The organism is Acinetobacter sp. GFQ9D191M, assembly GCF_011174875.1.
GTDB lineage: Bacteria > Pseudomonadota > Gammaproteobacteria > Pseudomonadales > Moraxellaceae > Acinetobacter.
This window is the reverse complement of sequence record NZ_JAALGV010000028.1, coordinates 1-15,562: the sequence shown is the minus strand read 5'-3', so window position 1 is coordinate 15,562 and position 15,562 is coordinate 1. Positions and strand designations below refer to the sequence as shown.

The 15,562-nt window shown below is 44.8% G+C and carries 15 protein-coding genes; 8 read left to right on the top strand and 7 right to left on the bottom strand.

All coding sequences use genetic code 11. The features are described from left to right. Positions 1-10: 10 nt before the first annotated feature. The 5 genes from rplW to G5T77_RS05500 all read right to left on the bottom strand — a co-directional run bounded on the left by rplW (position 11) and on the right by G5T77_RS05500 (position 2,961). Entirely contained in the window at positions 11-331 is a 321-nt protein-coding gene (gene rplW, locus G5T77_RS05520; protein ID WP_004786923.1) for a 50S ribosomal protein L23, read from the bottom strand. Next, positions 328-930: a 50S ribosomal protein L4 gene (gene rplD, locus G5T77_RS05515; protein WP_004786925.1), complete on the bottom strand. Its 603-nt coding sequence runs from the start codon at positions 928-930 to the stop codon at positions 328-330. Before rplD ends, rplW begins: the two co-directional genes overlap by 4 nt. An 11-nt stretch (positions 931-941) precedes the next feature. Continuing rightward, positions 942-1,580 (bottom strand): 50S ribosomal protein L3, encoded by a 639-nt coding sequence (gene rplC / locus G5T77_RS05510; RefSeq protein ID WP_005233737.1) that lies wholly within the window; start codon positions 1,578-1,580, stop codon positions 942-944. A gap of 60 nt (positions 1,581-1,640) precedes the next feature. Continuing rightward, positions 1,641-1,952: a 30S ribosomal protein S10 gene (gene rpsJ / locus G5T77_RS05505; RefSeq protein ID WP_000070912.1), complete on the bottom strand. Its 312-nt coding sequence runs from the start codon at positions 1,950-1,952 to the stop codon at positions 1,641-1,643. 274 nt (positions 1,953-2,226) lie between these two features. Further along, positions 2,227-2,961 (bottom strand): type 1 glutamine amidotransferase, encoded by a 735-nt coding sequence (locus G5T77_RS05500; RefSeq protein WP_166135554.1) that lies wholly within the window; start codon positions 2,959-2,961, stop codon positions 2,227-2,229. 162 nt (positions 2,962-3,123) lie between these two features. Here G5T77_RS05500 and G5T77_RS05495 point away from each other — a divergent pair, with 162 nt between their 5' ends. The 7 genes from G5T77_RS05495 (at position 3,124) to G5T77_RS05465 (ending at position 10,361) form a co-directional block, all read left to right on the top strand. Beyond that, positions 3,124-4,326, top strand: a complete 1,203-nt coding sequence (locus tag G5T77_RS05495; RefSeq protein WP_166135552.1) for a PLP-dependent transferase — start codon at positions 3,124-3,126, stop codon at positions 4,324-4,326. 18 nt (positions 4,327-4,344) lie between these two features. Further along, the gene (locus G5T77_RS05490) at positions 4,345-5,895 is read left to right on the top strand and encodes a helicase HerA-like domain-containing protein (RefSeq protein ID WP_166135549.1); all 1,551 of its coding nucleotides are present in this window, start codon (positions 4,345-4,347) and stop codon (positions 5,893-5,895) included. Between the two features lie 152 nt (positions 5,896-6,047). Then, positions 6,048-7,256 (top strand): NO-inducible flavohemoprotein, encoded by a 1,209-nt coding sequence (gene hmpA / locus G5T77_RS05485; RefSeq protein ID WP_004786935.1) that lies wholly within the window; start codon positions 6,048-6,050, stop codon positions 7,254-7,256. A gap of 89 nt (positions 7,257-7,345) precedes the next feature. Next, positions 7,346-7,786, top strand: a complete 441-nt coding sequence (locus G5T77_RS05480) for an Rrf2 family transcriptional regulator (RefSeq protein ID WP_166135546.1) — start codon at positions 7,346-7,348, stop codon at positions 7,784-7,786. Positions 7,787-7,879: 93 nt separating this feature from the next. Then, positions 7,880-8,797, top strand: a complete 918-nt coding sequence (gene yihA / locus G5T77_RS05475; protein ID WP_166135543.1) for a ribosome biogenesis GTP-binding protein YihA/YsxC — start codon at positions 7,880-7,882, stop codon at positions 8,795-8,797. Between the two features lie 102 nt (positions 8,798-8,899). Next, a complete protein-coding gene (locus G5T77_RS05470) occupies positions 8,900-9,844 on the top strand; it encodes a metal-dependent hydrolase (protein ID WP_166135540.1) in 945 nt (314 codons plus the stop codon). 97 nt (positions 9,845-9,941) lie between these two features. After that, entirely contained in the window at positions 9,942-10,361 is a 420-nt protein-coding gene (locus tag G5T77_RS05465; protein WP_166135537.1) for a VOC family protein, read from the top strand. Here G5T77_RS05465 and G5T77_RS05460 read toward each other — a convergent pair. Both G5T77_RS05460 and G5T77_RS05455 read right to left on the bottom strand, forming a co-directional pair. After that, on the bottom strand, positions 10,358-11,596 hold the full coding sequence (locus G5T77_RS05460) for a dicarboxylate/amino acid:cation symporter (protein ID WP_166135534.1): 1,239 nt from the start codon (positions 11,594-11,596) through the stop codon (positions 10,358-10,360). The genes G5T77_RS05465 and G5T77_RS05460 overlap by 4 nt on opposite strands. Before the next feature lie 143 nt (positions 11,597-11,739). Then, entirely contained in the window at positions 11,740-12,612 is an 873-nt protein-coding gene (locus tag G5T77_RS05455; protein ID WP_166135531.1) for an acyl-CoA thioesterase II, read from the bottom strand. A gap of 282 nt (positions 12,613-12,894) precedes the next feature. On the opposite strand from G5T77_RS05455, the gene plsB reads away from it, so the two are divergent. Further along, positions 12,895-15,462 carry a glycerol-3-phosphate 1-O-acyltransferase PlsB gene (gene plsB, locus G5T77_RS05450; protein ID WP_166135528.1) on the top strand — a complete coding sequence of 856 codons (2,568 nt, stop codon included), beginning with the start codon at positions 12,895-12,897 and terminating at the stop codon, positions 15,460-15,462. Positions 15,463-15,562 lie beyond the last annotated feature (100 nt).

Below are 15,562 nucleotides of genomic sequence, written 5' to 3'. Positions count from 1 at the left end.
GTTTTCGTCCTTATTCCGCTGCGCTTTCAGCGGCATCGCCCAAGTCAGCCATTTCAACATCTTGGCCAGCTTTCAGGGTGACGTATGCTTTTTTAACATCAGAACGACGTCCTAATGTTTTACCAAAGCGTTTAGTTTTACCTTTAGTGATCGTAGTGTTAACTTTAACAACTTCTACACCAAACAATTGTTCCACTGCTTTTTTGATTTCAAGCTTGTTTGCATCAAGTGCAACTTTGAATACTTGAACACCAGCAGTTTCACCTAAAACTTGTGCTTTTTCTGAGAAAACAGGTCCTTGCAGGACTTGATATAAACGTTCGTTGTTCATCCGAGTTCTACCTCAATTTTCTTAGCAGCAGCTACAGACATAACAACTTTATCGAACGCGATCAAGCTAACAGGATCGATTGCAGTCGCATCAACCACATCAACGTGTGGAAGGTTACGAGCAGCTAGATACAAGTTCTCATCAACAGCATCAGTAACGATCAATGCACGAGTAGCATTCAAGTCGTTAAGTTTTGCAAGCAATTCTTTAGTTTTTGGAGCTGCAACAGCAAACTCTTCAACTAGAACTAAGCGATCTTGACGAACAAGTTCAGCCAGGATGCATTGCATAGCACCGCGGTACATTTTACGGTTTACTTTTTGAGACCAGTCTTGTGGACGAGCAGCAAAAGTTTTACCACCGCCAACCCAGATTGGGCTACGAATAGAACCAGCACGAGCGCGGCCAGTACCTTTTTGACGGAATGGTTTTTTACCACCGCCAGAAACGTCTGCACGTGATTTCTGAGCTTTAGAACCTTGACGACCACCAGCTAAGTAAGCTGTAACAACTTGGTGTACAAGAGCTTCATTAAATTCACGACCGAACGCAACTTCTGATAATTCAACAGCAGAGCCGGAAACAGTATTTAAATTCACGTTATTTCCCCTCAGGCCTTGATCGTAGGACGAACAGTTACGTCGCCACCAGTAGCGCCAGGAATCGCACCTTTAACTACTAGAACTGAACGTTCTGCGTCGATAGATACAATTTCAAGACCCTGTACAGTTACGCGTTCAGCACCTAAATGGCCAGCCATTTTTTTGCCTTTGAACACGCGACCAGGAGTCTGGTTTTGACCTGTAGAACCTAGAACACGGTGAGAAACAGAGTTACCGTGAGTAGCGTCTTGAGTACGGAAGTTCCAACGCTTAACACCACCCTGGAAACCTTTACCTTTAGACTGACCAGTTACGTCAACAATTTGACCCACTGTGAACAGATCTACACCGATAGTAGCGCCAACTTCACGACCTTCAAGCTCAGCTTCTGAAACGCGGAATTCTTGAACCAGACGACCAGCAGCAACACCAGCTTTCGCGAAGTGACCTTTCTGAGCGTTAGTTACGCGAGATTCGCGACGTTCACCAGTAGTGATTTGAATCGCTTGATAACCATCAGTTTCAAGCGTTTTGATTTGAGTGATGCGGTTAGGATCAACCTCAATCACTGTAACAGGCACAGAAACACCAGCATCTGTAAAGATACGTGTCATACCGCACTTGCGACCGACTAAACCAATAGCCATGTGCATAAACCTCTAAAAAAGCGGCCTAATTAACTTAGAGCGTTAATTAACCCGAAAGCCTTAACCCAATGCGATCTGAACATCAACACCAGCTGCAAGATCTAACTTCATCAATGCATCTACAGTTTTGTCTGTAGGCTGAACGATGTCGATCAAACGTTTGTAAGTGCGGATCTCGTATTGGTCACGCGCATCTTTGTTAACGTGTGGTGATGTTAAAACGTTAAAACGTTCAATGCGTGTAGGCATTGGAATTGGACCACAAACTTGTGCGCCAGTACGTTTTGCTGTTTCTACGATTTCTTGAGCTGATTGATCAATAAGACGGTGATCAAAAGACTTAAGACGGATACGAATTCTCTGGTTAGACATACCAGTTAACTCCAAGCCAAATATATAAAGAATCACTCTTGACGCATCTCACCCCACTATTTTAAGGCAAGTGTCAAGAGCAGTGAAATATCACTAAGGTCGTGATCGATGCCACGACTGTAACGATAGTTAACTACTTTCTTCGCAGTTAACCCCCTTCCTCTCGAAGGGTCGCTTATTATAGCCATTGTTTATTGCATAAGCAAATCCCTTTTACGGTTTTTCTTGCTGTATTTCAATTTATTCGGGAAATCAATTGTTTATTTTTTACTCACTAGGCTGTTTTTTCCAAAACATACTGAATAGCTTGATTTAGTATTTGATTTCCTTGGATAAAATTATTTTTGGTTGTTCTTTTCAGTTGTTGTATGTCCTGTACATATTTTCCAGAAAATTGTGAAATTTCTTCTTCATTTTCCAAAAACAGCTTTAAAGTTTCCGGGGTGATTTCCGGATGAAACTGGAAACCCAAAACATTCTTGCCGAGTTGATACATCTGATTACGACAGGCTTCATTTTCTGCCAGATGAATCGCTCCTTTAGGCAGTTCAAAGGTTTCACTGTGCCATTGCATGATTTCGAACTGTTCAGGCAAGACAAAACAATCCTCGGGTACATGCGCGACTTTTCGTACCGTGGTCCAGCCTAGCTCCTGCTCCTGGTTACGGCTGACGGCCGCACCCAAGGCATTGGCAATCAACTGCCCGCCTAAACATAGGCCAATCGCCGGTTTGCCTTGAGAAAGATAACGGCGTAACCAGCGTTTTTCGATCTTGAGCCATGGATAATTTGCTTCATCATTGACGCTCATAGTGCCTCCCATGATGATCAGTAAATCAACTTCATCGACTGATGGCAAAGCTTCAATATCTAGTGGACGATCGACGGGTAAAGCAAAGAATTCAGTCGCAGTAATTTGCGCCTGATGCTGCTTTAAAAAATCAATACAACTACCAAAACCCTCGCCAGCAATATGCTGAAAATAATGTACTTTTAACTGCGACTTCATGCGCCTAAACCTTTTGTTGTAGCTCTCTGATTTTAGGTTTTGCAAAAATGAAGCCAACTTTTTAGCAATGTCAATTTTTTCAACATTTCACAACATAACTGGCAGCAATAATGAGATTCTCTTAAGCTAAAGCAATATTTGATTACATTTAAGAGCATTCACGTGAAAAAAAATCCTCAAACAGCGCTGATTCATGCACCACGAAAGGCCCCGCAATATATTTCCAGTATTCAACCTCCCCTGTTTCGTGCATCCACCATCATCTTTAACAATACTGATGCCCTATTTAATCACCACTGGACTGATGACTATGACTATAGCTATGGCACGCATGGTACACCGACGACATTTACCTTAGGCGATAGCATTGCCCAGATCGAAGGCGGTCAATATTGCTTGCTGGCACCGAGTGGTTTATCCGCGATTAATCTCGTGAATTCTTGTTTTTTAAGCCAAGGCGATGAAGTGTGGGTTGCAGATAATATCTATGGTCCAAACATGGAACATTTACGTAATCTGGAAACCCGCTATGGTATTCAGGTCAAAGTCTATAATGCGATAGACACGGATACTTTTCAGCCCTCGGAAAAAGCCAAACTGCTTTGGCTGGAAGCGGCGGGTTCCGTGACTTTAGAATTTCCCGATTTGAGTCGCTTGGTCAAGAAGGCTCAAGCCAACAATATCCTCACTGCGCTGGACAATACTTGGGGCGCAGGTCTCGCCTTTAATGCATTTGATTTTGGTGAGGATCATTTAAGTGTCGATATGACCGTGCATGCCCTGACTAAATATCCAAGTGGTGGCGGTGATATCCTGATGGGTTCAGTGGTTACGCGCAATAAAGAACTGCACCACAAGTTGTTCCGTGCGCATGCCATTCAGGGTATTTCAGTATCAGGTGATGATGTCGCTCAGGTACAACGAAGTCTGGCATCGATGCAACTCCGATATGAACATCAATCACAAAGCTGCTTAACCTTATTAGACTGGCTCAAACAGCAACCAGAATTTGTTCAGGTCTTACATCCGGCTGATACTGACAATGCTGGCCATGAAAACTGGAAAGAAATTTGCAAGCAAGGACATAGTGCCGGACTGGTCAGCGTGATTTTTGACAATAACTACAAGTTGCAAGATATTCGAAATTTCTGTGACAGCTTAAAACTGTTTAAGCTTGGATTTAGCTGGGGTGGCCCTGTGAGTCTGGTCATGCTATATAACTTAAAAGAAATGCGTGTGCTTGAACATTCACATTTGAAAGAGGGTTTTCTGGTTCGTTTCTGTATTGGTCTGGAACATCCGGAAGATCTGATTGAAGATATTCAGCACGCACTACAAAACATGAAAAAACTTAAAAATGAATAAATAACAACAGGAAAATTTATGGGTACACCAATCATTATTGCAAAAAAAACCAGTGATACTACGCAAGATATTGTACTGCACTCACAGCTTGCCAACCGTCACAGACTGATTGCCGGCGCGACCGGAACCGGCAAAACGGTAACCTTGAAAGTTTTGGCAGAAAACTTTTCTCGCATTGGTGTACCCGTGTTCCTTGCCGATGCCAAAGGCGATGTTTCCAGCCTGGCCAAGCCAGGCGAAAGTAATCCTAAGTTTGATGAACGTATTAAAAGTCTGAATATTGATTCGATTCCTTTTGAAGCTTCGCCGGTCGTATTCTGGGATCTGTTTGGTGAACAAGGCCATCCGGTCCGTACTACGATTTCTGAAATTGGACCACTTCTGCTTGCCCGTATCCTAAACCTGAATGACACGCAAGAAGGTGTTCTCTCGGCAGTCTTCCGGATTGCCGACGATCAGGGCCTACTACTGATCGACCTTAAAGACCTGAAGGCCATGCTGAGTTATGTCAGTGAACATGCTGCAGACTTTAAAGCGGAATATGGCAATCTCTCCCCCGCCAGCCTCGGTGCGATTCAGCGCAACCTGCTTGCACTAGCAGATCAGGGCGGGGATAAATTTTTTGGTGAGCCAGCACTAAACCTGATGGATTTCCTGCAAACGGATAGCCAAGGCCGCGGCAATATCAATTTGCTGGCTGCCGACAAGCTGATGAACACACCGAAGTTGTACGCCACTTTCCTATTATGGGTGCTGTCAGAGTTATTTGAACAGTTACCGGAAGTGGGTGATCTGGACAAACCGAAACTGATGTTCTTCTTTGATGAAGCGCATTTACTCTTTGACAAGGCCAGCCCTGCCCTACAGGAAAAGATTGAACAGGTGGTACGCTTGATCCGCTCCAAAGGTGTCGGGATTTACTTTGTCACCCAGAATCCACTGGATTTACCAGAAAGCGTCCTCAGTCAACTCGGCAACCGGGTTCAGCATGCCTTACGCGCTTTTACTCCTAAAGATCAGAAGGCAGTCAAAACGGCGGCGGATACCTTCCGTGCCAATCCAGAATTTAAAGTACAGGAAGCGATTACTGAACTTGCTGTAGGTGAAGCGCTGATTAGCTGTCTGGATGAAAAAGGGACTCCACAGATTGTTGAACGTGGCTGGATCATGCCACCACATTCTTCTTTTAGCCCGATTACACCAGAAGAACGTAAAGCACTGATGCAGCAAAGCATTGTCGCTGGTATTTATGAGCAGGAAGTTGACCGTGACAGTGCGCATGAGATGCTGCAGCAAAAAGTACTGGAACTTCAGCAGCAGGCTCAAGCTGCGGAACTTGCCAAGCAACAGGCCAAAGAACAGGAAGCTCTGGCTAAACAGCAAGCCAAGGAACAGGAACGTTTGGCACGTGAACAGCAAAAAGAAGCTGAGCGTGCAGCCAAGCAACGTGAAAAACTTACTCAGGATATTGTGGGTACCTTTGCCAAAAGTGCAGCACGTAGTCTTGGTGGTAGTACCGGACAGAAAATTGTGCGTGGTCTATTAGGTTCCCTCTTCGGGCGCAAATAACCTTCCTTTCTCCGATCGAAAACATCATTTTTATGGGATATTTTTATATCCCATAATTTTTTTATGGTTTTATGCTTTTACTATATTGTAAAAGCATTTTATAAGATGTATTCTAAATACATCTTATAAATAACAGCCATGAGAGATCAGCTATGACTCCACAGCAAATTGACCTTGTAAAAGCCACTGTTCCTGTACTTCGTGAAAATGGGGTTGCCCTGACCGGTTATTTCTATAACCGCATGCTAGGCAATAATCCTGATTTGAAAGAAACCTTTAACATGGGACATCAACGCAGTGGAGCTCAAGCACAAGCCTTGGCAGGTGCGGTTCTGGCTTATGCTGAAAATATCGAAGATCCATCTGTGCTGTTACCCGTGGTTGAGCTGATCGCACATAAACACGTGAGCTTAAACATTAAGGCACCGGATTACGGTATTGTTGGGGAAAACCTGTTGCATTCGATCAGTGAAGTGCTGAACATTTCGATGGATGATCCATTGATTGATGCTTGGGCTGCAGCGTACGGTCAACTGGCGGATCTGTTCATTGCAACTGAAAAAGCGATTTACGACCAGCATGAACAGACTAAAGGCAGCTGGTTAGGCTGGCGCAACTTCAAGATTGCCAAGAAAGTCGTGGAAAGTGACGAAATCACTTCTTTCTACCTGGCTCCAGTCGACGGCGGTCCATTACCAAAATATGAAGCCGGCCAATACATTTCAGTACGTGTATTTGTACCTGAGCTGAACCTGAGACAGCCACGCCAATACACCCTGTCAACTTGCCCACAAGCGGATTACCTGCGTATCTCGGTGAAACGTGAAGACCAGAAAGGCGACATGGTTCCAGGCTGGGTATCGAATACTTTACATAGCCTTCCAGAAGGTTCAGAAATTGAAGTCTCTGCACCAACAGGTAACTTCTACCTGATCGATCCGAACAAACGTAATGTGTTTATCAGTGGCGGTGTAGGCCTGACTCCAATGGTGGCCATGCTAAACCAGCTGGTGACTCTGGACATGCCACAACCTGTGACTTTCATCCATGCCTGCCGTAGCAAACAGGTTCATGCGATGAAACAGCATATTCATGACCTGAAAGCCAAATATCCACGTTTAAGCACAATGACTGCTTATGAATTCCCGCACCCAAGCGATAAACTGGGCGAGGATTATGATGTTGCCGGTCGACTGGACTTAAGCACTGTAGATAGCGCATTATTACCAGCCAATGCAGACTACTATCTCTGTGGCCCAATGCCATTTATGGCTGAACAGCAAAAGGCGCTTGTCGCTCGCGGAATTCCTGCTGAGAACATTCATAGCGAAGCCTTTGGCACAGGTGGTGTACGCCACTAACTGCTTCTTCAGCTTAAAATAAAAACAGAGGGTTAGCCTGGTATGCTAGACTAACCCTAATTTTTTTCATCAAAAACATCAGTATTATCATGCAACTGAATAAATTTACTGACTATGCGCTGCGCATACTGATGTATGTTGCACAACCCCGCGATCTGCCTTATACGATTGCCGAGCTGGCGGAGCACTTACAGATTTCACAGAACCATGCCATGAAAATCGTCTACTTTATGGCAAAACAGGACTGGCTGATTACTTCTCGTGGTAAAGGGGGTGGAATCCGTCTTAATCCGGCTGCCCTGAAAGTTCAGCTAGGACAGATTGTGCGTATTCTGCAACGTGATAACCAGATTGTAGAATGTAATGATCCACCTTGTATATTACGTACCAATTGCGGATTAAAAGGCATTCTGGATCAGGCTGTGGAGCAGTTCTATACCAGTCTGGATCAATATATTCTGGGTGATGTCGTTGAACCGACCAAGGAACATTTTAGTATCCAGTCACCAATTAGCCTGATCAATCTCTAATACCCTTATTCTATTGGGCAATTCTAAAGTTCGCTTGCCCGCCCGACTTCCTTTATAATAGCTTCTTGTATAATTAGTCATTGAAGTTGAGCCATGCATCACAGCAGAGGAAAGTCGAAAAACAGTAAGGCATCAAATGCCCCAAAGCAAAAGATCAGCTATGAAAAAAAGGTCGATCCAGCCATTACTGAATATTCGGTACAAGCCCTCAACTGGTTACGCAAAGCTGAGTTCCTGATGAGTGCACCCAAGCTCAGCTTGTGTGTAGAAGATACCGGTTATGAGGTGGCTTTTGCTGGCCGTTCCAATGCGGGTAAATCCAGTGCCATCAATGCCCTGACCAATCAGAAACAGTTGGCTCGTGCGTCCAAAAAACCAGGCCGTACCCAAATGATCAACTTCTTTAGCCTTGGCAATCCGGATCAGCGTCTGGTCGATTTACCAGGTTATGGCTATGCAGCGGTCCCAGAAGCCATGAAAATTGTTTGGCAGAAAGAACTGGAAAACTATCTGATTCACCGTAAGAGCCTGCAGGGTCTGGTGCTGCTAATGGATATTCGTCATCCGCTACAACACTTTGACGTGATGATGCTGGAATGGGCGTATTCACGTAAATTATTCGTACATGTGCTGCTAACTAAAGCCGACAAGCTGAACCGTGGCCCTGCTTCGAAAGCGCTACAAGAAGTGAAAGCCAAACTGAAAAAGATGAAGCTGGATTTCTCGATTCAACTGTTTTCTTCTCTAAACAAGCAAGGTCTGGAAGAACTGGCCAGTGTGATGGGCGGCCGTTTGAACTTCACTTTGAATCAAGCACCTGAATTTGATCTGGACAGCATTCCTGAAGCTTCAATGCATGATTTAAATGAAGCTGATGAACCAATTGAATTATTAGAAGATGAAGATGAGACCAACAGCGCTCATGAAGTCACTGCCAGTGAACTGAATGATCTGGATGCACCTGTGGAAGCCGATCCAACAAAGATTGTCGAACAGGATCCACAAAAATAAGCCGAATGTGTTTCATCGGATAAAAGAATGTCCCGTATTGCCTGCCGCAATTCGGGATATTTTTTTCATACTGTCTTGATCAAGCAGTGATGGATTCACACCATGTCTTTACTTTCGCGCTTCAAAACAACAAGAATTGGCTCTTCCATTTCCTATTTTATCCAGCCTCGCAAAGTCAGCTTTGAATGGCAAGACACTCCAGTCGACTGGATTCCTGATCAGCCCTTTGCCAGTTACTTCGTCAATGAAATTAACAATATTCTGCCCGCGGGTGAACTCTGGTTCTGCCGTTTATATAACAAAGTCCTCCCCCAGATCACTGACGAAAAATTAAAGCATGATGTGCAGGCATTTATCCGTCAGGAAGCCATGCATGCCCAAGCGCATAATTCGGCCAATAAAGAATATTTATCTGAACGTCAGATTGATATCCAGCGCAATCTGCACATCATGCATTTCCTATTTAACAAGCTCCTAGCCGATCATCCATTCGGTCTCAAAATTCCTAAAATCTTAGAACACCAATGGGATCTGTTCCGTCTCGGTATCATTGCGACGATAGAACACATGACCTGTGTCCTGGGTAAATACGCACTCTACAATACTGAATGGGAACGTCTGGGTGCTGATCCGAATATGCTGGATCTGGTGAAATGGCATGGTGCTGAAGAAATCGAGCATCGTAGTGTGGCTTTTGATTTATATCGTCACCTAGGTGGCGGCTATATTGCCCGTTATTATCTAAGTGTGGTGGTCATTATTGGTGTAATTGGCCTTTGGGTGGATGGTGCTGCACATCTGTTATCGCAGGATTCACGTTTCAAGCAGTATAAGCCAGCCGTATATAAACCCTGGATCTGGAAAGAATGGTTGCGTATTTCCCAGTCAGATAACCGCCTTCTGCCTAACCCGCTGTGGTTAGTATCCCAACAGCTCGGTTATTTAATGCCTTGGTATGATCCGGTGCATGAAGGCAGTACCGATGATGCGCTGCATTATCTCAACCATTCACAGGCAGCCAAACGCGCTACTCTCAAAGTCGCTTAAGCTTGCCTGTTATTACAATTTCTAACAGCAGGGATCGCTTCCCTGCTTTTTATTTGTCCTAAGATAGAAATATAACAATCATAATCAGGAGGGACTTATGCAAGCACGGATTTCTGTGATTACCCTCGGTGTGCTCGATCTGGAAGCTTCACTACGCTTTTACCGTGATGGACTGGGTTTTCCCAGTGAAGGAATTATGGGTGAAGAGTTTGAATATGGCGCGGTGGCTTTTATTCAATTACAACCTGGTCTTAAGCTTGCCTTATGGCCACAGCGTAGTATCCAGCAAGATACCGGTCTGGAGCCAAGCCCAATCTGTCCGACGCAAATGACTCTGGGGCATAATGTCTATAGTCCCTTAGAAGTCGACCAGGCAATGGCACAGGCTGAACGTGCCGGCGCTAAAATTATCAAACCTGCACACACCAACTTTTATGGCGGATATGCAGGTTATTTTCAGGATCCCAATGGTCATGTCTGGGAAATTGTCTGGAACCCAGACTTTGATAAAGATTAAACCGGCACTTCAGGCTCGCGGGTATGTCGATCTACCACCACACTAATCATCATATCGCCCTGTACATTGACCACAGTACGTACGGTATCCAGCAGACGGTCAATCGGAAGTAGAATCGCAATCGCTTCAGCAGGTAAACCCACTGACTGCAATACCATGATCATGGTGACCATGCCGGCACTTGGAATGCCCGGTGCACCTAGGGACGCAATCATTGCCGTGGCACAAACCACCAGCTGCTGACCTAAGGTTAAATCCAGCCCCATCAAATTGGCAATAAACAAAGCTGCTGCAGCTTCATAAAGTGCCGTTCCATCCATATTCAGCTGCGTGCCAAGAGGAATCACAAAACCAGCTGTTTGCGGACGTACGCCCAGATTTTCCTGCGCGCATTTTAAAGAAATCGGCATGGTTGCCGAACTGGAGCTGGTGGCAAAGGCAGTAATTAATGCACTACGGGTGCCTTTAAAAAAGGTCAGCGGATTCATTTTTCCGAAGATCCATAGCAATAACGGCAACACCACTATCCCATGAAAAATCGTAGTACCTGTCACGACTGCCGCAAACTCGGCCAGACGGCTCAGCACTGAAATATCTTCAGTGGCAATTAACTTGGCGAGTAATGCAAAAATCCCAATCGGTGCCAGTTTCATGATCCAGCCAATCATCAACATCATGATGTCAAAAAACTGGTGACTCAGCTTACGCACAGTACGGAAGCTGTCTCCACCTGCGACCAGCGCCACACCGATAAACAGAGCAAAAATCACAACGGCCAAAACATTGCCATCAGCAAAGGCCTTAAAGGGATTGATCAGGGTATTCTGAATAAAATTAGTAAAGAAAGACGACGGCGTTAAAGTATCAGGAATCTGATGCTGAGCCATAGCATCCTGAAACATCACCACATCCACACCTCTCCCCACATTAAACAGATGCGCACAGGTTAGCCCTAAAATCAGTGCCAATGAGGTGGTGGTCACACAGCACAGCAAAGTAATTTTCCAGGTTCGACTCAGCTGCCCCCCCGCCTGCAGATTAGAGACCCCAACCACAATTGAGGTAAAAATCAGGGGAATCAAAATCATTTTCAGCAGGCCAATAAAAAGGCTGCTGGCAATTCCAATCCCGTACAGGCCGACATCAAAAAATGTGCTTTGCGGAAATAAAGTCAGTAAAAATCCAAACAGTACCCCCAATACGGCGGCAATTAAAATCTGCGTATTTAAGCTCATTTTACATGCATTTTTAATATTGATCTTAAAGGCACTATGCCATGCAAGTACTGGAGAATCGAGTAATTTTTTATAAAGAGCCGTGCTTAAAAATGTATAAAGCCGGATCTGGGATCCGGCTTTATTTAAATTAAAAGTATGCTTTACTGGGTTTCAATTTCACGTAAACGGATCAGGCCTTCTTGTGTGGTACTGCAGACCAGCTCACCATTTTGCCACATGCGGCCAAAGTTCAGACCACGTGAACTGGCACTTTGAGTAGCATCCATGTCGTATAACATCCATTCATCTACCCGGAATGGTTTATGGAAATACATGGCATGATCAATACTGGCACATTGCAAGCTTGGAGACAGATAACTTAAACCATGCGGACGCAGCGCTGTGGTCATTAGGGTAAAGTCCGAATAGAAAGCAGCAATCGCCTGATGCAAGGAAATTTCATCCACTTCTGTAGCGATCTTTCCATGAGTACGGATATAGTGCGCATAATTTGGCGCTTCCGGTTGCGGCTGGAATGGATTCACTGGCATTACAGGGCGAATTTCGACATGACGGTCACGCATGAAAGACGCACGCACATTTTCCGGAATAAATTCAATAATCTGCCGGGTGAGCTCTGCTTCATTTTTCAGGCTTTCTGCTGGTGGATACTCAGGTTCTGAAATCTGATAGTTCAGACCTTCTTCCTGATGCGCAAAGGAAACCATACACATGAAAATGGTACGGCCATGCTGAATGGCGCGAACCTGACGGCTGACGAAACTTTTACCATCACGGATACGGTCCACTTCATAAATGATCGGTGCATTGACATCGCCACCAAACAGGAAATAGGCATGCAGTGAATGCGCAGGACGATCTGTGGTATAAGAGGCAGCACGTAGGGCCTGTCCCAGAACCTGCCCACCAAATACGCGCTTGCCTACCAGATTACGGCTAATTCCCCGGAAAATATTTTCTTCTAACTTTTCTAAACTGAGCAGCTCGACCAGTTCCTGTGTTAAGGCATTCATAAGCAACCTGTGTGATATTGGCAAGATCCAGAAGTGTAGAAATAAATCTATACAATTTATTCTGAATATTCTGCCATAAAATCCAAGCAATCTTCTAAAGATTGATTGACTGTTCTGTCAACTGATCTTGCAACTTACTAGGAAAAACATCTGCTTTCGCGCTAAAATTGAACCACTTCGATTGAATTTGTCAGAAAATGACATATTGTTTGTTTTTATAATCAATCAAAATAAATTCCCTCAGAAATTCTGTAGTTTTGGTCAGTAAAATTAGGAGTAACTATGTCCAAGAGTGGCTTTGGTCAAATGTATCGCAAGCTTTCAAGTAAGCTACTTGATCTTGTGGTCACCCCGCATGTTCTTGGGGAAGTACCAAGTGAAGTGACAACTCCTACTGCTGACCAGACTCCGGCAGCACAGCAGAAAATCGTCTGCTATATCTTGCAGAATCATTCACGCAGTAATGCATTGGTAGTCGATGCGGAAACTCGCCGTTTAAACATGCCGCCTGCGCTCGACCCTCTACAGATTGGTGACAGCAAGGAAAAGGCTTCGGTTCTGTTCCTGCAGCATCATGATGAGAATAATCTGCTTAGCTCACCACCACATGCTTTTCCTCCACGCCTGTTACGCCTGATTGAAGTCCTAGAAAAAAATCCCGAACTGGATGTGGAACTGGTACCGGTGACTGTACTTTGGGGTCGTGATCCTGAAAAAGAAGATTCTTGGTTCAAGCTTTTATTTACCGATACCTGGTCTACGCCAAGCCGGGTCAAACAGCTGGTCAATATCGGTCTGCATGGTCGCCAGTCTTATCTGGAGTTTCATGAGCCACAATCTTTGCGCGCCCTCATGGAATTTGCCAAAGAAACTTATCCAAATTCAGCGCCAGCGACCTATATTGTCAGCCGTCTGAATGACTATTTGGATGCACAGCGTGAAGTGATCCTCGGCCCTGACCTGTCAGATCGCCGTAATGTGATGCATGGCCTGATTAAATCTCCGGATGTACAGGCGGCTATTCGTAATGAAAGCATCCGCAGCAAAATCAGTATGCTGGAAGCAGAACGTCGTGCGATTGGCTATCTGAATGAAATTGTATCGGACTACTCTCACTCTACCGTACGTTTCGCCGATAAAGCCCTGACCCGTTTATGGACCCAGCTCTATGACGGCGTGGAAGTACATAATTTCAGTACCGTGCGTGAACTGGCCAAAGATTATGAAATTGTCTATACGCCATGTCACCGCAGTCATATCGACTATTTATTATTGTCTTATGTGATTTATCGTCGTGGTCTGATGGTGCCTTATATTGCGGCAGGCGATAACCTGAACATGCCATTTGTGGGTCAGATCTTACGGGGTGGTGGTGCTTTCTTTATCCGTCGTACCTTCCGCGGTAATGCACTCTATACCACCGTATTTAAAGAATATCTGTATAGCGTGCTGTCGCGTAATACTCCACTGGAATACTTTATCGAAGGTGGTCGTTCACGTACTGGTCGTCTGCTGCCACCAAAAACCGGCATGCTGGCGATGACCGTACATGGTCATTTACGTGGCAAAGCTAAGCCAATTGTCTTTGTTCCGACTTATATCGGCTATGAACGCCTGATGGAAGGTGGTACTTATGTCGGTGAGATGAATGGCAAGCCGAAAGAAGCAGAATCTATTTTTGGCATCCTGAAAACCTTGCGCAAAATTGAACGTATTTTTGGCAAGGTCCATCTGAACTTCGGTGAACCGGTATTTCTGGATGACATCCTGAAACAGCATGGTGCAGAACATATCAAAATTGAAAAGAATGATGATCCGATTCCGCAGCCAGTATCCGACGCAGTCAACAGTTCTGCCCAAGCCATTCTGGAAAATATCAACCGTGCAGTCGTGGTGAATCCGGTTTCACTGCTGTCACTTATTTTATTGGCAACACCGAAACATACGCTGGACGAAGAAATCTGTATCAAGCAGCTGGATACCTACCGTAATCTGCTGGTGGCTTTACCTTATGATGAGCGTATGCAAATTACCTCACTTTCAGGTAAAGAGATTATTGCCTATGCAATGAAGCTCAAGCTGATTAAACGGGTGAAACACGTTCTGGGCGATATCATTGCCATTGAAGATAATCAGGCCGTATTGCTGACTTATTTCCGTAATAACATCGTGCATAGCTTTGTATTGCCGTCCCTGATTGCGGCACTGGTAGAACACAATGGCATGATTCGCCGTGAAGATGCGATCAACGCTAGCAGTACACTCTATCCATTCCTGAAAGCTGAGCTATTCCTGAAATGGAAAGAAGACGAAATTCAGCAACATGTTGATGCTTATATCGATGCTTTACTTGCAACCAATCTGATCAGTGCAGATGGTGAAAATCTGGTAGCGCCAGCACCGAATACTGAAGCGCATCACCAGCTTGAAGTTCTGGCTGCTCCAGTAACCCAAAGTCTGGAACGTTACTATATGACACTGGCTTTGATCACCCAGCGTGGCCCAGGCAATATTTCAACCCGTCAGGTGGAAGAACTGAGTCATCTGGTGGGGCAACGTCTTTCTGTACTGTATGAATTCAACTCACCAGAATTCTTTGACAAAGCCTTATTCCAAAGCTTTATTAAGGTTCTGACGCAAAAAGGCTATATTTGTACCAACGAAGACAATGCCATTGTCTATGATGAGCAGCTGACCAATGTTGCGCAGTATGCAGATCTGGTACTGGATGAAGTGAAGCTGCAAATGCTGCATCACATCACCTCCTTTACCGATGAAGAGTTGAAAGAAGCACTAGATGCGGTTGCGGCTGAACAAGCCAAGAAACGTGCGAAACGCAAGAAAAAGTAAAGTTTACTTAAAGAAAAAGAGAGGTTTTGGCCTCTCTTTTTTTGCTTGAGAATTAATAAAAATGATAAATATTCCCTCTCCTTTTAGGAGATGAGATACC